Annotated in this window: 3 protein-coding genes; all 3 read right to left on the bottom strand. The window is 46.8% G+C overall.

Annotated features, from left to right (window positions below; all coding sequences use genetic code 11):
* Nucleotides 1–34: 34 nt before the first annotated feature.
* Nucleotides 35–1,573, bottom strand: a complete 1,539-nt coding sequence (locus OWN49_RS00160) for a glycoside hydrolase family 43 protein (protein ID WP_176283497.1) — start codon at nucleotides 1,571–1,573, stop codon at nucleotides 35–37.
* A gap of 170 nt (nucleotides 1,574–1,743) precedes the next feature.
* The gene (bamC, locus tag OWN49_RS00155; RefSeq protein ID WP_176283347.1) at nucleotides 1,744–9,612 is read right to left on the bottom strand and encodes a bacillomycin D non-ribosomal peptide synthetase BamC; all 7,869 of its coding nucleotides are present in this window, start codon (nucleotides 9,610–9,612) and stop codon (nucleotides 1,744–1,746) included.
* An 83-nt stretch (nucleotides 9,613–9,695) separates the two neighbouring features.
* Nucleotides 9,696–25,787, bottom strand: coding sequence for a bacillomycin D non-ribosomal peptide synthetase BamB (bamB, locus tag OWN49_RS00150; RefSeq protein ID WP_176283348.1), 16,092 nt, complete (start codon nucleotides 25,785–25,787; stop codon nucleotides 9,696–9,698).
* Nucleotides 25,788–25,808 lie beyond the last annotated feature (21 nt).

Genomic DNA, 25,808 nt, shown 5'->3' with positions numbered 1-25,808 from the left:
TTGTCTTTTATAGACTTAGAAAACGTACCTTTGCTTATCTTTGTGTAAACTGCCAGTAATCAACATTAAACAAGTTTCCTGTACCAGTTCCGGTAAATACAAAGAATACGTTGTGAACACCGGATGCGCCGCTTACCGCAGTTTCTATTTCTCTCCAGGATTGCGTTCCGCCTGTGGAAGGGACATTCAAGGTTCCGACAAGCTTACCGTTTGCACTGTCTAGTCGCACTTCTATTTTTCCGCCAAGAGCGGACGCTACATTTGCTTTAAACGTCCTTGCACCGCCTGACCCGAAGTCTGCATTTCCAACAGCAATCCAGTCTCCGTTATGAATGTTTGTGACATGTTGATTATTGACCGGCCCGCCGGGTGCAGAGGAATTCTCGGTCAAAATCCGTCCGTTCCAGGCAAACGTTTCCGCTTCTACCCGGTGATATGGATTCAAGTTGGACAGCTGTTTGACACCTGCAAAATTTGCCGCTACCTCTTGCAGGGAGCCATCAGGATTATGCACAAGCTTATTTATATGGGGAGAACGGTATCCTTTGCCGGCCCCGTAAAGAGCGGAGCTGACAGTTTGAGTATGATACACCACATACCACTCGTTTTTAAAATTGAAAACAGCATGGTGATTGTTTCCGCCGCCTCCGAAAAATGCTCCCGGATTTTTCAGAAAGTGCCCTCTATACGAAAAAGAATTCATAGGACTTGAGCTGGTCATATAGCCGATCTCACCTGGAGGTTTATCGGCCGGGTGCGCGCCCCCGAAATTGATACAATAGGAATAGTAATATTTTCCGTTATACTTATGCATTCCCGAATCTTCAAACATAAAAGGCGCATCAATCGTAGATGCACTTCCGGCAACACTGGTCATATCAGGCCCCAATTTCATGACTCTTGCTGTTTTAGGATCGGCCCATTGCCCCTGTGTGGGATTTGAACCGCCCGGAACGCCTCCGCCGGCATATAGGTAACCGGTACCGTCATCATCTACGAATACTGCAGGATCAAAAAGCCATACAACACCGGACATTCCTGGTGTACTTGGCGTCACCAGCGGTTTTCCGATCGGATCTGTCCATGGGCCGGTCGGGCTGTCTGCGGTGAGAACCCCGATACCTCCGCCGCCGTTTGCGAAATAAAGGAAAAATTTATCCTTACCGTTGATCTTTTTCACCACGGCTGACGGGGCCCATGATGCTCCTGCCCATTTGGCAATCCCCCGGCCGCCATTCACCCCATTGGCACCCGCTGCGGGAATCGCTCCGTGATCTGTCCAGTTCACCATATCCGCTGAAGATATGACGGATATTTTATTCAAATTGGCAAATGAATTATCCTTAATCGTGCCGTCGCTATTATATTCATAGTCATCGCTTGACATATAGATGTAGACTCTTCCGTTATAGGTCAGCGCAAACGGATCTGCGCCCAGATGGTGGTCGATAAGCGGATTTGAATTCCCAACATGTTTTGCAATTGGAGTGCTTACCGCATTCGCATATTCCCCAGGTAAACAGCTCAATAATAAAGCAAGAACAAATAAACATACGCTGCACTTTTTCATCAGCTTAACATCCTCCTGTTTCCGCATATTAGATTTTTAAAAAATATGATAACAACAGGTCATGAAGAATGCGTAAAATGAATGATTTTTAGAGTGAAAACGTTGCAAATATCTGACCCTCTTTTATGAAAAATGCCGCCGATTGCAGTCAGCGGCATTTTGCCCTGAATCACTTACATTTTGTCAAACTTCGTGTCGCCAGCAAACGATCCTATTGACAGTTGTTCTTCAAGAACAAGTCCGTGATGATGCCGTTCTTCAATCCTTTTGATAAGAGATCGAATTGTATCCGTATTTTCTTCAATATTGTGAGGGTCAAAGATCGTCACATGGTCTCCTTTTAATTTGTACTCAAGGTAATGCTGTGCGGTTGATTGCTTCCATCCTCTATCGGTCAACTCGCCGCATAGAAAATGATGAATGTTGGCGCTCACCGCGCCGGAATTGATCAGTTTATTGTGATATGTGAGATAGCTTCTGATTTTATCCTTAATGGAAGGAATGGTTAATAATTCTCTGTAATAATCCGGAATGATATCCAGATTCCGATGAATGATCTCTTCGGTTTCCTCTTCCGAAAAATAATTCACCGAAACAGCTCTTTTAGAATCAAGCATCATAATGTCCGATACGATGCGTCCGCGCTTCTCCAAGGCTTTGGCAACCTCAAAAGCCAAATTCGACCCCGAGGAGTAACCGAGTAAAACAAAAGGCCCTCGTTCCTGAATGCCTATCATGCTTTCTGCATACCGGTCGACGATCTCTTGCTCGTAAGACGGCTCTTCTAAGAAATCAGCGGCATAGACGGTGCAGCGGCCGTCTAGTCTTTTCGCCATTTCATTATAGACCAGCCCGTACCCGATTAAAGGCGGGAAACAGAACAAAGGGATTGAACCGTTCTGATTCATCTTGACGAATACGTTATCCGTCTTGGACTCGAAAACTGCCGCTTGAATGGCGCGTGCCATTGTTTCGATGGTAGGAAAATCGTATACGGCTTGATAATGCATTTTGATTCCCATACGGTCGTTGATTTGATGAATAACTTGCAATACTTTGAGCGAATGGCCGCCAACGTCAAAGAAGTTATCTTTAATTCCCGGGTCACTGAGAGCTAAAATGTTCTTCCATATCTCGGCCAGCTGCTTTTCAATTAACGTTCCGGGCGCTTCGTATTCGGTTCCGGTGAGCCTATTTCCCTCAGGAGCCGGCAAAGCTTTTCGATCGATTTTCCCATTTGCGGTTATCGGCATCTTCTCCATTTGAACAAAGTAAGCCGGTATCATATAAGCGGGCAGTTTGTTCAGTAAATGACGCTTCAGCTGCGCCGTATTTAATGAATCGTCTCCTGACAAGTAGGCGCACAGCTGCTTTGAGCCCTCTTCTTCAATCGCGATGACGACCGCTTCTTTGACAGATTCCGATTGCAATAAAGCCGCTTCGACCTCGCCAATTTCAATCCGGTAGCCCCGGATTTTCACCTGATGATCAATTCTTCCTAAATACTCGATATTGCCGTCAGGCAGCCACCGGGCGACATCTCCCGTTTTGTACATTTTTTCGCCTGCAGCAAACGGGTGTTCAACAAATTTCTCAGCCGTTAATTCCGGGCGGTTCAAATATCCTCTGGCAAGTCCCTCTCCTGCCACATAGAGCTCGCCCGGTATGCCCATGACCTGAATGCGTTGATATTCGTCCAAAATATACGCTTGCAGAGTAGGAATAGGTTGTCCGATGTTGCTTCTGCCCTCGTTGATTTCCCGTTCCGTGATTTCTTTATATGTGACATGAACGGTGGTTTCGGTGATGCCGTACATATTGATTAATTGTGTTAAAGGATATTTAAGCTTCCAGTCTTTCAAGAAGGATGGATTTAACGCCTCTCCGCCAAATATGATTTTTCGGATGTTTAAATTGGATTCGGGATCTGCTCTCTCCTCCTGCATCAGTTGATAAAAATAACTTGGCGTTTGATTTAAAATGGTCACAGCTTCCGATTTTAACAATTGCAAATACCTTTCCGGGTTTTTTGCTATTTGTTTCGGAACAATCACTAATTTGCCCCCATACAGCAGCGCTCCGTACATTTCCCATACTGAAAAATCAAAGCAGAAGGAATGAAACAAAGTCCAAGTGTCCGATGCGTTAAAATCAAAAACATTTTTGTTGTTAAATAACAGACGAACCACGTTTTTATGTTCAATGAGCGTGCCTTTCGGATTCCCCGTAGTTCCTGATGTATAAATCACGTAGGCTAATTGATTTGGCATCACGCTCAGATTGAGATTAGATGGTTCGGCGTCGTATGATGACGGATCGTCAAGGAAGACAGTATGACTTTGATAATCGGTACCTTCCAGAAGATGATGTTGCAATAATAAGATAGAGACGTTAGAATCCTCAAGCATATAATGGATGCGTTCTTTCGGATAATCCGGATCGATCGGTACGTAAACGCCCCCGGCTTTCAAAATAGCAAGGATGCCTATCACCATCTCCGGTGAACGTTCCGCCATAATGCCGACAAGCTCCTCGGCCTGAAGTCCTTTGGCAACCAAGGTTCGGGCCAGCTGATTGGCGCGTTCATTTACTACCCGATATGTCAGCTTCTTATCTTCAAAAACAATCGCTGCTTGCTCCGGCGTTCGCTTCGCTTGTTCTTCAAACAATTGATGAATCGTCTTTTCCTTTGGATACTCAGCCGCCGTATCGTTGAACTTATCTATCAGAAGCGATCGCTCATCCGCTGTTACGATATCAAGGTCTTGTACGCGAACTTTCTGATCGTCCGCCATTTGCTTCATGATTTGCATGAAATGCGTCTGCATCCGTTCGACACTTGCTTGATCATAAACATCGCGGTTGTATACAAAACGAATGTCAATTTCTCCATCCGGCATCACGATAAAAGTAAAGTCATAATGTGTATGTTCTTCCATATGAAAATCGAGAATGTCTAATGCGTTGTCATCCTGCTTCATATGTTCTATTTGTTTCTCAACCGGGTAATTCTCAAATACCATAATATGATTGATCAACTGCTGCTTTTGCTCAGTTTGAGCCTGAATGTCATACAACGGAAATGTATCATATTTTTGAGAAGCCAGTGCCTGCTCCTGGTTCACTTTCAATACTTGTGCAGCTGTCATTTCAGGCTGCGTATGAATACGTACGGGAATGGTATTGATAAATAAACCGACCATGGTTTCAATTCCCGGAATTTCTGCCGGTCTGCCGGATACGACCGTGCCGAAGACGACATCCTGACTTCCGTTATATCTTTGCAGCAATAAGCCCCATGCGGTTTGTATCCATGTATTGACGGTGACTTGCTGGCGGCTTGCGGCCCGTTTGATTTCGTCTGAGAGCTGCTTTCCTAAATGAAACGTATGCTCTCCTTTTTCGTATCCTTTCGCCTGGTTTGTCTGGCCGGAAGATTGTTCTTGTAATAAAACAGTTTGCCCTTCATAACCTTCCAAGTAATTACGCCAATAGGCTGACGCCTGTTTGTGATCTTGTTGATCGAGCCATTCGATATATCGGCTGTATGGAGTGACGGCTCCCCGCTTCAGCTGCCTTTGCTCGAGTATCGCATAATAGGTTTCAAACACTTCTTTCGTAACAAGAGGCAAACACCAGCCATCCATTAAAATATGATGAAAGCTCCATATCAATCGCGCTTGGTCTTCCTCTGTCCGCAGGATTGATACGCGCATTAAAGCATCCCGGGTGAGATTGAATCCCCGCGCCTTATCTCTTCTGGCAAAATCGGCAATAAACTCGCTGCGCTGATGACTGTTCATGCTGCGAATATCTTCAACGGCCGTTTCAATCGGTTTTTGCCGGAATACAATCTGCAAAGGCTGATCTTTCCATTCTGTATAAAAAAGAGTCCGAAGAATGTCATATTTTTCGGCCAGATGCGCTAAACTCATCCTGAATGCATCGATATCCAAGAAACCTTTCAGATCAAAAGCGGCTTGTTCAAAGTAAGCTTCGGAAGCCGAATCGATCAAGCTGTGGAACAACATTCCTTTCTGCATCGGGGTTAATGGGTATATATTTTCAATGTCACCGAGATGACTCGTTTGCTGCACAAATTGATCCAGTTCACCGATCGTTATACCTTTTAACGAAATATCGCTTGGCGTCAGGTGAATTTGATCTTGAGCATCACAATGTGCGATGACTTGCTGCAGGCTGCTTTTTAAGAGATCGGCACAGGCTTCCATTGTTTCTCTTTGATATTGTTTACCGCTATAGCTGATGGCCAGCGACAATCGGCCGTCTGAAATCATGCCGTTGATATCAAGTGTATAGGTCAAGGGGCGATTGTCACTGGCTGTTTTCCCGCTTGAGTAAGGGGATACTTCCATCCTGCCGTTCCGGACATCTTGATCAAATTGACCCAAATAATTGAAACGTATTTCCGGATGTCTGGTCCATTCATGCGCCTTCGGGTGATCGGACAAATATTTGATCAGGCCGTAACCTATTCCTTTTTGGGGGATCTGACGCAAATTTTCTTTCACTGTTTTAATCCGCTCCGGGATATCCTGATCAGCTTTGATTTGAAGCGAAACCGGATATAGGCTTGTGAACCATCCCACCGTACGCGAAATATCGAGATCCGGAATGATAGACTCTCTGCCGTGTCCTTCAAGGTGAATGAGAATGTCTTCATATCCGGTCCAACGATGAACAGCAATTCCCAGACCGGTCAGTAATAAATCGTTCATATCGGTCGAATAAGCCCTGTGAGCGTTTTTTAATAAACGTTCGGTTTCCTCGACGGTCCATTGAACAATGACCGTTTCCTTGTCTTTGGCCAGACCGGTCTCCTGTCCATTGTCCTTTGGCAATGTATGTTGCGGATTATGTTTCTGTCTGAACCAGTATTGATTTTCCGCTTCGAATTCCTGACTTTCTGCATAACGATTCAACTGTTCAGCCCATAACAGGTAAGAGTCCGTTTTCTTCGGAAGCCGGATCGCTTCTCCGTTTTGAAGCTGCTCATAAGCTGCCGCTATATCCTCAAGTAAAATCCTCCACGATACGCCGTCGATGACCAGATGATGAACCGCAATCAGCAAATGATCTCCCTCTTGACACCGGAACAATCCCAGTTTCATGAGCGGTCCTTCCGCTAAATGAATGGATTGCTGAATCTCATTTGAAATGGTTTCTATCGTCTGGGACACATTTTTTTCTTCGCGTAATGAGATCACTTCAAGGCTGAACAGATCACCTTCTTCGATCCCCCGATTTCGGGCTTCATATCCATCTTCTGTCGGAACATAGACCATGCGCAAAGCATCGTGATGCTCTGTGATCTTCTTCATGACTTCCCGAAGCTTGGATTCATCCAGTCCCTCTTTCCAATAAAGCATAATCGCTTGATTGTAATGGTGTAATTCCGGGTATTTCTGGTCGAAAAACCAATGCTGAATCGGTGTCAGCAGTGCACGGCCTTTGATTTCTCCTTGTTCTGCGATTCGGGTTACCGGCTCTACGTATGGAACAAGCTCGGAGATGGTTGGGTATTTAAACAAGTGTTTGATTTCAAACTTATACCCGGCTTGGTATAATCTTGAGGACACTTGAATCGACTTAATGGAATCGCCCCCCAATTCGAAGAAATGATCTGAGATTCCGACCCGTTCTAAGCCTAAGACCGACTCCCACACCGCGGCCAGTATTTTTTCCAGTTCTGTTCGAGGAGCTTCATAGTTCATGCCTGTAAGATTCTCTCTTGGAGAAGGAAGGGATTTACGGTCTATTTTCCCGTTGAAAGTAAGCGGCATCTCTTCCAGCTGAACGAAATAAGCAGGTATCATATAGGATGGAAGCTGCCGGGACAGCTCTTCACGGAGCTCGCCTGCAGTTAAAGCATGTTGTGCGGTATAATAGGCGCACAAGGATGTTTCCCCATCGATTTCCCGGGCGATGACGATGGCTTCTTTGATCGCCGGCAGCTGAAAAAAAGCGCCTTCGACTTCGCCGATTTCAATGCGGTAACCGCGGATTTTCACCTGGTGATCAATCCGGCCCAAATACTCGATATTGCCGTCCGGCAGCCATCTTGCCAAGTCTCCCGTCCGGTATATCCGTTCTCCTGATGCAATCGGATGGTTTACAAACTTCTCGGCCGTCAGTTCGGGACGATTCAAGTAGCCCCTTGCAAGCCCATCGCCCGCTATGCACAGTTCTCCCGCCACACCGATCGGCTGCATATGTTCCAAATCAGCATGTAATATATACAATTGAATGTTGGAAATCGGTTTGCCTATCGGAATCGTTGCATATGTTTCTTCCGTCTGGCAATCAAAGTATGATACATCAATTGTTGCCTCAGTCGGTCCGTACAAGTTGATGATTTGAGCCTGGCTCACCGACATGATGATGCGTTTGAAGCCTGCGACATGTACAGGCTTCAAAGCCTCACCGCTTGCAAACACATGTCTTAATGACGCTAATTTTTGTTTCAACATCCCGCTTGGCTTCTGATCCATGGATTCCAGGAAGGCATGCAGCATCGCCGGTACAAAATGCAGTGTGCTGACGCCTTTTTGTGCAATTGTATCTAAAATCAGCTCGGGATTCTTTTCTCCTCCGCTTGGCAGCAGCACCAGTTTAGAACCTGCCAGCGTCCACCAGAACAGTTCCCACACTGATACATCAAAGGTGATCGCAGTTTTTTGCAGAATCGCATCCCGCTCATCCAGAGGGTATTTTTCCTGCATCCACACCAGCCGATTGATGACCGACCGGTGCTCAACCATAACCCCTTTCGGCTTGCCCGTTGAACCCGATGTATAAATAACATAGGCCAGATGATCCGGACCAGCAGCCGGCTCTACATTCGACCCGTCTTCACAAAAGTTGTGCGGATCTTTCATATCCAGCACTTTTCCCGTAAAAGGTACTCTCTCTTGCGATTGATTCTGCACGAGTAACAACTTCGTATCCGAATCCTCCAATATGTATCGAACCCGTTCCTCGGGATAGCCCGGGTCAATCGGTACATACGCCCCGCCGGCTTTCAAGATCCCGAAGATCCCTACAATCATATCCAGGGAGCGTTCGGCCATAATCCCGACCGGCTGATCCGGCTGCACGCCTTCAGATTGCAGTGTCCGAGCGAGTTGATTCGCCTTTTCATTCAATTCCCGGTACGTCAGACGGCTATCCTCGTAGACAACAGCCGTTTGATCAGGGGTGCGTTCCGCTTGTTCCTCCAAAAATTGATGAATCGTTTTTTCTCTTGGATACTCTGCAGCCGTTTGATTATAGGCGATGAGTTGATTTGTCTCTGAGTCTGACAGAATATTAAGCTGTCGGATCATAAGGTCGGGTTGGAATAACAAACTTGAAAAAACCCGGTTTACATGTTCGATCACTTGCATCATATACTGGCGATCATAAGCTTGTTCATTATAAGTTAACTTTAAATGAATCGAATCATTTTCGATGGAAAACTGAAATAACGTATCAGCAGCAGCCGTTTCTATAAAACGAATGGGATGAAGCTGATCTAGTGATACGATCGTATGGATCATTGGCAAATGATTTGAATCGTAGTTCAGATTTAATGGACCGGCCATTTTATCGAAAGGAACGTGCTGATTTAAGATGGCTCCGTTCAGCGTATGCTTGAATTCATTAAATATGGATTTAAATGTGCTGTCCGCATTTATGTTTTGTTTGATTAACATGACTTGATCTAAACGAAGGTCTTCATCGGTTTCGTCTTCAAAGGCCGGTACACCTACAATAACGCCCTCTTCCCCCGTATATTTGTACAAAAGACACTCGATTCCGACCAGGAGAACCATATAAACGGCCATTGGCGATTTATTCGTCATTTTCATGATGCGCAGGGATACATCGGAGCTCAATGAACTGTGAATCCGGTTGGGTTCACTCGGCGCATCGTGCTCTATTGTTGAGTCCGACATTTGAAACGAAGGGATTGCACTGGGACGATCTTCCGCATCGAACATGCTGCTCCAGAACAACTCCTGTTGCTTGAATTCTGACATTAATATCCCTCCAGTAAGTTTTAGCCGGCTGACCGCTGTCCCCGTAAAAACATCATGCCGGGGACAGCCGGTACCGGCCTTTTTTAGAAATTCAATTCGATTTCGCTTGCAAAGTGTTCACTTCTATTTACTTTCTCACTTAATTGAATTTCTTTTAAAGGAATCGATGGGTCTTTTATGATCGCCGACAGAATCATGGCGTAATCTTTGCTCAGCGTAGCGATGGTTTTCTGTTTAAACAGCTTCGTGCAGTACTCAAAGCTTCCTTGAATCTCGTGCGGATTCATCACGAAAGTCAGCTGTAAATCAAATTTGGCCGCCGTATTTGTTTGTTCATATGGTCTGACCGCGAGAGAGTCCAATTCGATATCCGTTTGTTCCGTATTTTGCAGAACAAACATCGTATCGAATAACGGATTACGGCTTAAGTCCCGTTTCACTCCCAGTTTCTCAACTAATTCTTCAAAAGGATATTCTTGATTTTCATAAGCTTTCAGCATCGTTTCTTTTGTTTCCGTTACATAATCCATAAAGGTCTTTTCTCCAGCCGGAGCCGTACGGATGGCCAGTGTATTCACAAACATCCCGATAATATGCTGTAAATCTTCATGCATTCTTCCCGCAATAGGCGTACCGACGACGATATCTTCCTGACCGCTGTATTTCGCCAGCAGTATGTTATAGGCTGACAGCAAGATCATGTAAGCGGTCGATCCGGTCAATTCTTCCATCTGTTTAATCCCCTGGACCACAGTCTCATCGAGAGCGAAATTGTATCGCTTGCCTTCAAAGCTTCGAATTCGCGGTCTGGCAAAATCTTTCGGCAGCTCAAATGGCGGGAGTTCCTCATGAAATACATTCAGCCAATAGTTCTCCTGCCTTTTGATGCGTTCCCTCTGCTCCGCCTGCTGCTGCCATACAGTGTAATCTTTGTATTGAATCCGGAGCGGGGTTAATTCTTTGCCGTCATACAATTGAATCAGTTCTTCAACGAAAATATTCATAGAAGCGCCGTCTGAAACGATATGATGCATGTCAAACATGAAAACATGTCTGTCCTGTTCTAATTCGATGAGCCCGGCCCGAAGCAATGGAGCCTGACTGAGATCGAAAGGCCGCACGAAATTGCGGAACAGCTCCTCGACCTGCTCATCAGCTGCTTTGTACCTTTCTATAGAGAAATCCGCCTGCGGCTTGATCACCTGCACCAGCTCTCCCCGAACCATTTCAAATCCGGTTCGTAGCGATTCATGGCGCTGGATCAGACTTTGGAACGCAGATTGTAAACGATTCATATCCATCCTGCCTTCCAATGTCAAAATCCCCGGCATGTTGTAACTTAGTTCTCCGCCTTCAATTTGTGTAGACAGGTAAACCATCTTTTGTACGGAAGATACAGGATAAACATCTTTGGCTTCTGCAACAGGGATTTCATCCGGTCCGCTGGTTTCCGCGCCCGCAATGACCCTCGCCATTTCTTCAACCGTCGGGTATTGAAACACTTCTCTCAATGAAATGCTTTTGCCGAATTGCTTATGGATCTTGGTAACGAGCGTCATCCCCCGTAACGAATGCCCGCCGAGATCGAAAAAGTTATCTTTGACGCCGACTTGTTCTAACTTCAATACTTCTTTCCAGATGTGAACCAGCTGCTCTTCCGGCTTTGTCCTTGGAGCAACATAGTCAATCCCGGTCTGCAAGCCTGCTTCAGGCAGCGGTAACGCGCTGCGATTCACTTTTCCATTGGAGGTTAACGGCATTTGTTCCAGTTGCATCAGGTATGAAGGAACCATGTAGCCTGGTATTTGATCGGAGAGTTTTTCTTTAAGCTGATTGATCGGCAGTGACTTCTCCCCTGTAAAATAGGCATACAAATCGCTTTGTCCCTCTGCATTTTCTCTGGCCAGGATCACCGCTTCTTGTACATGCTCGATGTTGAGAAGAGCGGCTTCCACCTCGCCAAGTTCGATCCGGTAACCGCGAATTTTGACCTGATGATCCTTTCTTCCGGCATATTCAATGTTTCCATCCGGCAGGTAACGGGCAAGATCGCCTGTTTTATACATCCGCTCTCCGATTACAAACGGATCGGCCACAAACTTTTCACCCGTTAATTCAGGCAAGTTCAGATACCCTCGTCCTACTCCGTCTCCGGCGATGCACAGCTCACCCTTTACACCTATAGGCAGCATCCGGTCATGGGAATCAACAATATACACACGGTTGTTGCCCAGCGGCTTGCCGATCGGCACGTAACCGCCGTCGTCAGCGGATGCCAATGTCTCCGGTACGATATGGAAGACCGATGCATCCACGCAGGTTTCCGTCGGACCGTATACATTGGTTATGAGCGGCATTGATGACCCGTTCGAAGCGAACAATTCAAGCAATTGCGCCACCGTCGCCTGCGGGAGCGCCTCTCCTCCAATAAGCATGTGCCGGATCGTTACCCCATGAAGGCTGTCTGCAGCGATAAGCAATTGCAAATGTGACGGTGTTCCGTCTGTTACGTCAATGCGGTGGGTGCGATAATAGTTTGACAAGGCATAACCGTCTGATACTGATGCTTTAGGGACGATATACAGTGCATGTCCCCCTAACAGTGCCGCGAAAATTTGCTTGACCGATGCGTCGAAATAGTACGGTGCCAACAGAGACACACGCAATCCCGAATCATAAGCACCGTACACTTGTCCGCGGAGCCCCTCCATCAAATGAAGTACCTGGCGATGCTCAATCAGCGTGCCTTTTGGCTTGCCGGTTGTGCCTGATGTGTAAATCACATACGCCAAGTGATCCGGTCCGGCTGCCGTCACCAGATTCGAGCCATCCCCGCTGTTCATTCGTTCGTCATTCAGCAGTAAAATCTCTCCGGCAAAGGATACACGATCTTGTAAATGGGGCTGTGCCAGCAGAACCTTTGCTCCTGAATCCTCCAGAATATAGCGGATGCGTTCCTGCGGGCTGTCCGGATCCATCGGCACATACGCGCCCCCGGCTTTCAGGATCGCCATAATCCCCACGATCATTTCCAGAGAACGTTCTGCCAGAATACCCACAGGCTGGTCAGGCTGCACGCCTTCGCTTCTTAAAATCCGTGCCAGGCGGTTGGCCCGCTCATTCAGCTCACGGTATGTGAATCGGCTTTTCTCGTAAACTGCGGCCGTAAGTTCCGGCGTACGCTCCGCCTGCTCCTCGAACAATTGGTGAATTGTTTTGTCCCTTGGGCAGTCTATTGCCGGTTGGCCCCATCTCTCCACAATCTGCTCTTTCTCCTTCGCGGTGATCATCTCCAGCGATGAAAGCGGCGCCTGCGGATCATTCGCAATCGCCTCGATCAATTGGATAAAGTGCTTTGCCATGCGTTCTGCAGTTTCCTGCTTATACAGCGCTGCCGCGTAACTGATCATACCTGTAATTCCGTCTTCATTTTCTGCCGCTTGGAACGTCAGGTCGAACTTCGCCATCGCATGGTTGTCCGGATAAGGGGTAAAACGCACATCATCGAGGCTCAATTCTCCACGTTCTGTGTTTTGCCATATGAACATCGTGTCAAACAGCGGATGGCGGCTGAAATCCCGGGACACATTCAGCTTGTCCACCAGTTCGTCGAATGGATACTCCTGGTTTTCGTACGCTTTTAATGTATGCTCTTTGACTTCCTGCACGTACTCCCGGAATGTTTTTTCCCCGATCGGTTTCGTTCGTATCGCCAGCGTGCCCACGAACATGCCGATTAAGCTTTCCAAATCCGAATGGGTTCTTCCGGCAATCGGGCTGCCTACTACGATGTCTTCTTGCCCGCTGTATTTGGCAAGCATGGTCGTATAAGCAGCCAGCAGCACCATGTACAGTGTGCTTTCGCTCTTCACCGCCAAGCCTTTCAGCTGTTCCGTCAGCTCCGGTCCGATAACAAACTCGATTTGTCCTCCTTCAAAGCTCCGCGCAGCCGGTCTTCCGTAGTCGGTTGGCATATCCAGCACCGGAACCTCTCCGCTGAACACATCCAGCCAATACGCTTCCTGCTGCTTCATGCGTTCGCTTTGCATATCCGCCAGCTGCCACGCCGCATAATCTTTATACTGAACCCGCAATGCCGGCAATTCTTTTCCTTCATATAATGAAACGAACTCTTCAATCAAATTCTTGATAGATACGCCGTCTGAAATGATATGATGCATGTCAAACAGCAGCAAATGGCGGTCTTTTGCAAGCTCAATCAGTCCTACCCGCAGCAGCGGCGCTTTCTCCAAGTCAAATGCCCGCACAAACCCATGAACGAGGACTTCCGCCTGTTCTTCTTTCACCTGAGTGAATTCCACTGCAAATGGGACGTCGTCATAAATCCGCTGCACCGGTTCTCCGTCTATCAATTCAAAGCCGGTACGCAGCGTTTCATGGCGCTGAATCAGCTTGCGAATCGCCTTCTCGACAAGTTCCCGATCCAGAGCTCCATCGGCCCTCATGACACTCGGCATGTTGTAGCTCAGCTCTCCGCCTTTCAGCTGATTCAAAATGTACAGCCGTTTTTGCGCCGAGGAGACGGCATAGTATTCTTTTGCGTCAACGGCCGGGATAGATGTATATGCTGTGTGTTTCATTCCGGTAATCGTTTCTGCCATTTCTTCAATTGTTGGCGACCGGAACACTTCCCGCAGCGGCAGGCTGACCCCCATCACTTTGTGCAGCTTCGCCGTCAGAGTCGTTGCCCGCAGCGAGTGACCGCCGATGTCGAAGAAGTTATCTTTCACGCCGATACGCGGAAGTCCAAGCACCTCTTTCCAGATATGCGCCACCTGCGCTTCCGCCGCTGTACGGGGAGCAACGTATTCGCCCCCTGTTTGCACGCCTCCTTCTGGTGTCGGCAATGCTTTGCGGTCGACTTTTCCGTTTGCCGTGAGCGGAATCGATTCAACAAAAGCCCATTTCACGGGAATCATATAGTCAGGAAGGTTTTTGGCCAGATCTTTCCGTAATGCTGAAGGATCAGTCGCTTTTGAGACGCTGCAGTACGCGCACAATTCATTTTCACCCAAAGCGTTTTTTTGAATAAGGACGGCTGCTTCTCTCACCGCCGGGTGATTGGCCAATATGACCTCAACTTCTTTCGGTTCGATCCGGTAGCCCCTTATTTTCGCCTGATCATCAATGCGGCCGATGTATTCGATTTGCCCGTCCTCACGCAGCCTTGCCAAATCTCCGGTGCGGTACATAACGGCTCCCTCTCTGAACGGATCAGGCAAAAATTTCTCTCCCGTTAAAGCCGGGTTATTCGCATAGCCTCTCCCGGTATTTGCTCCGGAAATATACAGTTCTCCCGCAATGCCCAAGGGCTGAAGCTGTTTGTTCTTGCTGATGACATACATATTGTTATGGCATATCGGTTTTCCGATCGGCGGAAATTCAGGAATATCATCTCCCGGTTGAATGGTATACGTCGACACCACATGAGTTTCTGACGGACCGTAATGATTGTGCAAATGCAAGCCGTGGGTGCGGAGCACTTGCTGAAATAAACGGGATACTGTCAATTGTTCTCCTGCTGTAATCAAATGCTTCACACAGCGCGGAAATGAATATGCATAGCTCTCTTCGCTAAAAAGCATTTTGGCAAAAGCAGTCGGGAAAAAGACGATGTCCGTCTGATGTTTATTAATAAACGAAAACAGCTGAGCCGCGTCCCGCTTTATTGATTCCGGCACGATGTGGAGTGTGCCGCCTCTGAGCAGGGCTGAAAACAGCTCTTGATAGCAGACATCAAATGCCGGAGATGCGTATTGAAGCACATTGGTTTTGAAATCGATGCCTGAGTTTGTAAATTGGTCATACAGCAAATTGGCCATATTTCTATGTTCAAGCAGCACACCCTTCGGTTTCCCCGTCGTTCCTGATGTATAAATAACGTAAAGCAGATCCTCCGCTGTGTTTATCGTCTGCACATTGCTCCCGTCCGGTTCTGTCACCGCTTCTTCTATGAATGTGACAATCTGCGTTGCTGCCTCGGGGACTGACCGGTCTTTCTCTGTTACAACATGAGTGGAGCTGCTGTTTTCAATGATATAGCGGATTCGTTCGGCAGGATGGCTCGGATCAATCGGAACAATGGCACCGCCCGCTTTTAAAATGCCTAAAACAGCAATCGCTAATGATGGTGAACGCCCGGCGATCACAGCCACCGGCTCCTGATGCTTCACACCTCGCTTACGGAGAATCCGCGCCAGTTTATTGGCTGTTTCGTTCAGCTCTTTGTAAGAAATCTCCGCCCCTTCGTATTGAACTGCGATTTCTTGCGGCGTTTGTGCCGCCTGGCGTTCAAACATAGTATGAATCGTTTCGTATTCAGGCTTCTCTGTTCCCCCGGAAAGCGGAGTGAGCAGCTGTTCTTTTTCTTGCTGCGTCAGAAGTTCCATTTCTTCTATTTTGACAGACGGCTGCTGCAAAATTTGGTGAATGAGCTGTTCAAAATGTCCGCGAATCCGCTCTGCCTCTGATTGTCCATATTCATTTTGGTTGAAATCAAAATGAACGGTGAGTTGTTCGCCAGGGATGACAACTACATTAAAATCGTAATGGGTATGTTCTTCTATATGGAAATTCACGATATTTAAATCCGCAGCATCATGGCCCTTTTCGACTTGCTGCTCTATCGGATAATTTTCAAAGATCAGTATATGATCAATTAAGTTTTGCTTTTGTTCCGTTTGGGCCTGAATTTCGTATAAAGGATAGGTATCGTATGATTGGGAAGCCAGAGCGTTTTGTTGAACCATTTGCATCGTATCAGCAAAAGTGCTGTCCTCATCGCAGCGGATGCGAACCGGAATGGTATTGATGAACAGGCCGATCATCTGTTCTACATCAGGAATTTCCGCCGGCCTTCCCGACACGACACTGCCGAAGACAACGTCTGCGGACCCGCTGTATTTCTGTAATAAAACTCCCCATAACGTTTGGATCAACGTGTTTAATGTAACCTGATGCTGATTTGCGATCTGCTGTAATTGTTTTGTCTGTTCGTGATCAAATCGGCAGATCACATTGGCATAGGCGTATTCTTTTTGTTCATGCTGCTCTATTTTATGAAGAAGCGTGGTTTCACCTGTATATCCTTCAAGATACCCGCTCCAGTACCGCTTTGCCGCTCCCTGATCTTGGCGGTCAAGCCACTCGATATAGTCGCTGTAAGGAGCTGCCGATGACGGTTCTGGTTCCCTGCCTTCCTGTAAGGCGCGATAATGATCAAACACTTCCTTCGTGATAAGAGACAGGCACCAGCCATCCATCACAATATGATGGAAGCTCCAAATCAAATGATATTTGCGGTCTTCCATACGGAAAATCGCTATGCGCATCAGCGGATCCCGAGCCAAGTCAAATCCTTTTGCCTTATCTTCTCTTTGATAGGCTGCGATTGCATCCTCTCTCAGGTGCTCCTCTATACCACGCAAATCTGCAAAATGAATTTGCGGTGTTTGCGTTTTATAGACAATTTGTAAAGGAGTATCGTTCCAGCCGCTGTAAAAACGGGTTCTGAGCACGGCGTATGTTTCAAATAATCGTTCAAGGCTTGCTTTAAACCAATCAATCTTTAACTCTCCCTGCAAATCGAACGATGCTTGTTCAAAATAAGAACTTGAGGCCTCGTCCAGCAGGCTGTGGAAGAGCATTCCTTTCTGCATCGGAGTGAGCGGATACACGTTTTCAACCTCACCTGCATGCGGCAGTTGAATGAGGAGCTGATCCAATTCGTCAATGGACATGCCTTTTAACAAAATATCGCTTGGCGTCAGTTCCGATTGTTCTTTATGGACGCAATGCGTAATGATTGTCCGCAGGCGGCTTTGAATCGTTTCCGATAACCGCATGATCGTTTCTTTTGCGTACTGTTTGCTGCTGTAGCTGATCGTAAGCTTCAGCCGGCCGTCGGTGATCATTCCGTTTATATTCAATACATACGGTCTTTCTTGATCTCCGCTTGAGTCTGAACCGCAAGAATAAGAAGATAATTGAACCCCATGCTGCTGTAAATCTTGGTCAAACTGTCCCAGGTAGTTAAAGCTGATCTCAGGATTGAGTTTCGATGGCATTCCGCCGCTTAAGTACCTTGCTATTCCATATCCGATCCCTTTATGCGGAATTTGGCGCAATCCTTCTTTGGTCGTCTTGATATAATCAGAGATCTCTTTGCCCGGATGCGCGTGCAGCACAACCGGATACAGACTTGTAAACCACCCGACCGTGCGGGAGATATCTATATCTTGTATAATCTGTTCTCGGCCGTGTCCCTCTAAATGAATCGGAATTTGTTCCAGTCCTGACCAATGCGATATGGAAAGACCCAGAGAAGTTAAGAGCAAATCGTTTATTTCCGTGTTATAAGCGCGATTCGCTTGTTTTAATAGCAGCTCCGTTTCCTCTTTCGTCCATTCCACAGTTGCTGTTTCACTGTCTTTTGCAGTTGTATGGGTTTCATGAAAATCTTTAGGCAGCGGTTTGACTTCGGTTTGTTCGATCTTTGTCCAATATTCCTGTTCCTGTTTTATGGTTTCACTTTGCGCATATTCTGAAAGTCTCTTAGCCCATAATTGGAAAGAGTCTGTTTTTTGCGGCAGTTGAATCACTCGCCCGTTCTCGGCTTGCTTGTAGCCGCTAACGATATCTTCCAGTAAAATGCGCCATGAAATCCCGTCTATAATCAAATGATGGATGGCAATGAGCAGATGATCTCCATTTGCGCATTGAAACAACCCGGCTTTCATTAACGGCCCATCACTTAAACGCATACTGCTTTGTATCTCATCAGCTTTGGCTTCAATTGTCCGTCCCGGATCGGAATCTTCTTTCAGATTCAGGACTTCTAAGCGGTACAGTCCGCTTTGGGCGATTTCTTCATTCTGTGCCTCGCAGCCATTTTCCGTAGTCCGGAACGTCATGCGGAGCGCATCGTGATGTTCAGCAAGCTTTTGCAGGGTTTGACGAAGCTGCGTTTCCTGAAAACCTTCCGGCGCATGCAGCATGACGGCTTGATTATAATAATGCTGATCTGTCGTTATGTGATCAAAGAACCAATGCTGAATAGGAGTCAGGCTGACTTTTCCTTTGACCTCACCTTGATCGGCTATACGCAGATTCTGCTTGATATGCGGACTCAATTCTGCAATTGTTGCATATTGAAACAAGTCTTTGATTTCCATTTTGTATCCTTGCTGATTTAATCTGGAGGATACTTGAATGGATTTAATGGAATCTCCGCCAAGGGCAAAGAAATTATCAAGAATACTGACGTTTTCAGCGCCTAATACCGATTCCCAGGCAGAAACTAATATTTCTTCCGCTTTTGTTCGGGGAGCTTTATACTCTGCTCTGTCCTGCAGCTCGAAATCCGGAGCCGGCAGCCCTTTTTTGTTTATTTTTCCGTTAGAAGTTAAAGGCATTTCATCAAGCTCGATAAAATAAGCCGGAACCATATAACTTGCAAGGGTATGAGACAATTGTTTCCGGAGCCGGGCAGCCGTTGTTTGCCCGCCGCTTACGTAATATGCACACAATTGTTTAAACCCGTGGACATCCTCTCTGGCTGTAACGACAGCTTCCTTGATCGCTTCTTCTTGAAGCAGTGCCGCCTCGATCTCGCCTAATTCGATACGATAGCCTCTGATTTTCACTTGTTCATCTATTCTGCCCGCATATTCAATGTTTCCGTCCGCCAGCCACTTCGCCAAATCTCCGGTCTTATACATCTTCGCTCCGGGTTCAAACGGGTCATCGACAAATTTCTCTGCCGTTAATTCGGGACGATTCAAATATCCTCTTGCCACACCGGCGCCGCTGATATAGATTTCTCCCGGCACTCCGATCGGTGCGGGTTTCATATTCTCATCAAGAACGTAAATGCTCGTGTTTGCCGCAGCGGTTCCGATCGGTACCGATTCCCGTCTGTCCTTTGCGGCATCATAACGGTAAATCATGCAGCCGACAACGGTTTCCGTCGGTCCGTACTCATTGCATATTTCAACCCGGCCTTCGAACTGTTCATGAATGCTGCGGGCTAACCGGGTGCTTAAGTTTTCCCCGCCCACAATCATTCTTCGGACAGCCGTTTGATCGGCAATGTTCATTTCTTTCAAAACCTGCAAATGGGCCGGAGTCAATTTAATGATATCCACCCTCGGGTCCCTCACAATCGATTCAAGCAGAGCTGTTTTATCTTCTCCGTCATAGACGATGATTGCATTTCCTGTGACAAGCGGCGTGAAAATAGAAGTCACCGTCAGATCAAAAGAAATTGACGAATACAATGGGAAGTTGGCTTTCTCGCCTTTTACATAAACCTCTTTCGCCCACCAAATATAATTGGTCAAGCCTTGGTGCTCGATTAGTACGCCTTTTGGCCGGCCTGTGGAACCTGACGTATAAATGACATATGCCAAATGGCTCACATCATTTATCGGAGCAAGGTCAGAGCCATCTTGGTGATAAGAACTTTCATCATCAAGTAAAACCGTGACGCCTTCATAGGCGAGCTGTTTCCTGACGTCCCGCTGCATTAAAACGATTCCGGCTTGGGAGTCATCCAGCATATACCGGATGCGGTCTTGCGGATATTCCGGATCTATAGGGACATAGGCTCCGCCTGATTTTAAAACGGCAAGGATTCCGACCACCGATTCGATGCTGTTTCTTGTGATGATGGCTACAGGCTGATCCGTCTGGACTCCTTTCGCTCTTAACGTTCGCGCCAGTCGGTTGGCCCGCTTATTGAGCTCTCCGTACGTGAGCTGCCTGTCCTTATCAATGACGGCTGCTTGATCGGGCGTACGCTGCGATTGCTCTTCAAATAATTGATGAACCGGCGTCTGCGGAAACGGCGCGGCCGTGTCGTTAAGCGTCTGCAGAAGGGTTCTTCTTTCGCCTTCCGTTAACAATTCCGCTTGATCCACCCGGATATCCGCATCTGTCACGCCTTGATGCAGGATTTGCATGAAATGTTCCCGAACCCGCTCTATGCTTGCACGATCATACACATTTGCATTGTATTCAAAAGAGATGTTCATCTCGTCGCCCGGTATAACGGTCAAATTAAAATCGTAGTTGGTCTGTTCTTCCATTTGCACGTTGGAAATTTTGATGGATGTTCCGTTTTGGCGGCCTATGCTTTCCATATACTGATCAACCGGATAATTTTCGAATATCATTAAATGTGTAATTAAATCTTGCTTTTGCGTTGTACGCGCTTGAATATCGTACAGCGGGTGCGTCTCAAATTGTTGAGACGCTACAGCCCTTTCCTGCGCCTCTTTCATAAGCTCGGCAAACGTTGTCCCGGCTTCACACCGGAACCGGACGGGAATGGTGTTAATGAATAAGCCGATCATGGTTTCCACGTTTGGAATTCCAGCAGGTCTTCCGGATACAACACTTCCAAACACAACGTCCCGGCTGCGGTTATATTTCTGCAGCAAAACCGCCCATGCCGTCTGCAGCAGCGTGTTCAGCGTGACATGATGCTCGCCTGCCGTCCGCTTCATTTTTGAAGTGAGATCGGAGCTTATGTCACACGTCACTTTTTCAGGAACGTATCGTCCGTCTTCCGCTGCATGGTGATCCTTAGGAAGGCCGGTTTGCTCCTCATATCCCTCTAAGTATTGATCCCAATAAGCCGTGGCCTTTTTCGCATCTTGCCGGCCGAGCCATTCAATATATTGACTGTACGGAGTAATTGATGATTGTTCAGGCTGCTTTTGCTGAAGCAAGGCAAAGTAATTCTCGAATATTTCTTTTGTAATCAGCGGCAGGCACCAGCCGTCCATCAAAATATGGTGGAAGCTCCAGATAAAACGGTATGTCTTTTCATCCGTACGAAGGATGAATAGCCGCATTAACGCGCCTTTTTCTAAGTCGAACCCCCGCATCTTATCTTCTCTGGCATACTGCTGAATCATCGCTTCTTTTTGTGATTCCTTCATCTCTCGTATGTCATTGAATTGAAAACCGATTTTTTTCGTTTTGAATATAATTTGGAGCGGCTGATCCTTCCAGCCTCTGTAAAAATTCGTGCGGAAAATATCATATTTTTGCGATAAGCCGTCCAAGCTTTTTGAAAATGAATCAATCTCCAGATCTCCATGCAGATCAAACATCGTTTGCTGAAAATAAGCACCTGAATTCGGATCAAATAAGCTGTGAAACAGCATGCCCTTCTGCATCGGCGTTAATGGATAAATATTTTCCGCTTCGCCTAATTCACGCGTCTGCTCCAAAAGCTGTTCCAGTTCGTCGATTGAGATATCTTTTAACAGGATGTCACTTGGTGTGAGAGAAGTCTGCTGCCGGCTTACGCAATGCGCAATGACTTCTTGCAGACTTTCTTTCAACCCTTGGGCAAATTGCGCCATAGTAGATCTTTCGTATTGTTTGCTGCTGTAGCTCAGTGTCAGTGATAATGTCCCTTCGGCAATCATGCCGTTCAAATCAAGCACAGCCGTTCTCTCTTGATTTTCGTTCATCGATAACCCTGTGGAATATGGCGATATGCGCAAAGCCTGATGCTTCAGGTCTTGGTCAAATTGTCCCAAATAGTTAAACGATATCTCCGGATTCAGCTGCAGGCTGTCGGCTTCCGGGTGCCCGGATATATATTTGATGATGCTGTAATTCATTCCTTTATCAGGGATGCGGCGCAGCCCTTCTTTTACGATCTTGATCCGCTGCGACAGATCTTTTCCGGCTTCCATCCTCAGGACGACAGGGTACTGGCTTGTGAACCATCCTATCGTGCGGGAAATGTCAGCATCCGGAATAATCGGTTCTCTCCCGTGGCCTTCCAAATTCACGACAATGTCTTCCGTGCCTGTCCACTTGTGAACGGCCAGCCCTAACGAAGTCAGCAGCAGATCGTTGATATCCGTGTTGTAGGCGCGGTTCGCTTGTTTTAATAATTGCTCCGTTTCCTCTTTTGTCCATTGAATCGTCACTTCTTCGCTGTCACTTAATAACGATCCTTCGCTGATAGTGTCCTTAGGCAATGGCTGAGGCTTTATGCTTGAAAGCTCAGTCCAATAAGCAATCTCCTCTTTCATGTCGGTTTCCGCCACATATTTGGACAATTGATCGGCCCAGAATGGAAACGAATCTGTTTTTTGCGGGAGCTGGATCGTTTGTCCGCGTTCTGCCTGCTCATAACCGCTTGCAAAATCTTCGAGCAAAATACGCCAGGATACTCCGTCAATCAGCAAATGATGAATTGCAATCAGCAAATGATCTCCGTCCGGACATTGGAACAAACCGAGCTTCATCAATGGCCCTTTGTCTAATACCATGCTGCTTTGAATCTCATTCGCTTTATCGGCAATCGCTTGAGCCGGATCGGTTTCCCCTTTATAATTCATCACTTCCAGATGGTATAGTTCACTTTCATCTGTTCCTGTAATTCGCGGAGCGTATCCATCCGGCGTTTTTTCAAAAATCATCCTCAAGGCATCGTGATGCGACGCGATCTGTTCCATCGTCCGGCGAAGCGGAGCCTCTTTAAAGCATTCCGCCGAATATAACATGACGGCCTGATTGTAATGGTGTGCATGCGGCATGTTTTGTTCAAAAAACCAATGCTGAATCGGGGTCAGCTTGGTTCCGCCATTCACTTCTCCTTGATCAGCCACCCTGCTGACCGGCGCTACAAACTGACTAAGTTCAGCAATCGAGGGGTGTTTAAACAAATGCTTCATATCAACCTTGTATCCGGCTTGATACAATCTGGATGACACCTGAATTGACTTAATCGAATCTCCGCCAAAATCAAAGAAATTATCCAGAATTCCTATACGTTCTGCCCCTAATACTTCTTGCCAGATAGACGCCAGCAGTTCTTCTATTGTGTTCCGCGGGGCTATGTATTCGTATTCCGCCCGCGTATTTTCGTCAGCAGCAGGCAAAGCTTTCAGATCAATCTTCCCATTGGAAGTGAGCGGAATGCGTTCCAATGGGATAAAGCGGGAGGGAATCATATAATTCGGCAGTTCCCGGGATAATTCTTTTCTGAACTGCGCAGCGGTCAAAGAAGGCTCACCGACATAATAGGCATACAATTGTTTGGCCCCGTCTGCGTCTTCACGCGCGACGACTGCGGCTTCACGAACGTTTTCCAGATTGAACATGGCTGCCTCTACCTCGCCGATCTCAATCCGGTAGCCGCGAATTTTCACTTGATGATCAATCCGCCCTAAATATTCGATTCTTCCATCCGGCAGCCATCTGGCGAGATCCCCAGTTTTATACATCTTTTGACCAGGGACATGCAGATGCTCCACAAATTTTTCCTCCGTCAATTCAGGACGATTGAGGTAGCCGCGGGCCACTCCCGCTCCTCCGACATACAGCTCTCCCGGTACGCCGATCGGCTGGATTTGATGGTGCGCTCCTAAAATATAAGCTTGATGGTTGGCCACCGGGTTGCCGATTGTGATCTGTTCATCAGCGGACTGAACAGGGTGAAATGTAGATACCACGCTGTTTTCTGTCGGTCCGTATTCATTATTGATCCGAATGCGAGGCTGCAGAGAATGGAGCTTCTCAACTGTATCTGTTTCCAGCTGCTCACCGCCTACAACAACATGCTGAACATGGATGAAGTCCTCTGTGTTCATCTGTTCGATCATCGTTTTCAGAAGACGGGGAGAAGTTGAGAAATGAGTAATTCTCTCTTGTTTTATGGCATTTTGAATGGCGAAAGTTTCTTTATTCTCTTCATTAGGCAATAGGTGCAAAGTTGCCCCCGAGATGAGCGGGCCGAAGAAATTTAAAATGAACGCATCAAAAACATACGGGTACAAGACAAGCACGCGATCCGCCGGAGAATGCTTAAAAAACGCCTTCTTCCATTGGAGCGAATTCACAATGCCGCCGTGTTCAACCATGACTCCTTTCGGCTTTCCTGTTGTACCCGACGTATAAATGACATAGGCTAAATGGCTGTGTCCCGCTACTGGTGATAACAATGAGCTATCGGCATGGTATGATGTTTCATCATTCAAATCAATCTCCGGGCCATCAAAGGAGAGACTGTTTTTTAAATGACGCTGAACAAGGAGAACGTCTGCATCCGCATCATGAAGCAAATATTGAAGCCGCTCTTTTGGATATTCAGGATCCAGGGGCACATAAGCGCCCCCTGCCTTCCAAACGGCTATAATGGATACGATCATCTCTAATGAACGATCGGCGAGAATGGCGACTAACGTATCGGGTTGAACCCCGCAATTACGCAATGTTCTTGCCAAACGGTTCGCCTTCTCATTCAGTTCCCTGTACGTCAAATGGTCGTTTTTAAACTTGACGGCCGCATGCTCAGGTGTTCTTTCTGTTTGCTCTTCAAATAATTGATAGACTGTTCTGCTCCCGGAGAAATCTCTGACGGTATCGTTAAAATCAAACAATAGCTTCTGTTTTTCCGCTTCCGGTAAGATCTCTGCCGTGTGGATCGCGGCTTGAGGCTGAAACAGGATCACAGACAGCAGCTGATCCAAATGGGATACAATTTGATTGATATAGCGCTCATCGTACAGGTTGCCGTTATAAAAAAGCTTCAAATGAATCCCGTTGTTCTCCAAATCAAAGTGAAACAGCGTATCGGCTGCAGTATCTTCTTTAAATTGCAAGGAATGAATTTCGTTAAGCGAAACGACGGTATGAATCAACGGCAGATGCTCGTCATTGTATTGCACGCTCAGATGCTGAACCATTTTTCTAAACGGCAGGTTTTGATTTTTCAGAGAATCATTAACGGCTTCTTTCAGCTGTCCGAATACGGTTTTAAATGTACTCTCGTTTGAAAGCGTATTTTTTAAGAGGACAATGTTGTTAACGGCTGACTGGCCGGCTTTTTGCTTCGATACCGTCGGAATGCCAAGAATCAGGCTCGTTTGATCCGTATATTTATATAACAAGCATTCAATACCCGCCAATAAAATCAGATAGGCCGCCATATCGGAATGATTCGCCATTGTCATGATTCTTTGAGATACTTCCGGAGAAAAGGAACGGCAGATGCATTTTTCCTGGTAGCCGGTACGGGCCAACGACGCTTTATCCGCTGCTTTAAAGTAAGGGAATGCGCTTAGTCCGTCTTCTTCATCAAACAGGTTTTCCCAGTACGTTTCTTGGTTTTTAAATACCGACATTGGAGCACCTCATTTTATATA

It is taken from the genome of Bacillus sp. NEAU-242-2 (genome assembly GCF_027853835.1).
GTDB lineage: Bacteria > Bacillota > Bacilli > Bacillales > Bacillaceae > Bacillus > Bacillus velezensis.
Note: the sequence above shows the minus strand (reverse complement) of the source record. Positions and strands in the feature narration are given on the sequence as shown.

Bases quoted from the DNA above. Each gene is read 5' to 3' on its own strand.
- bamC (WP_176283347.1), bottom strand. From the start codon at position 9,612: ATGTCAGAATTCAAGCAACAGGAGTTGTTCTGGAGCAGCATGTTCGAT.
- bamB (WP_176283348.1), bottom strand. From the start codon at position 25,787: ATGTCGGTATTTAAAAACCAAGAAACGTACTGGGAAAACCTGTTTGAT.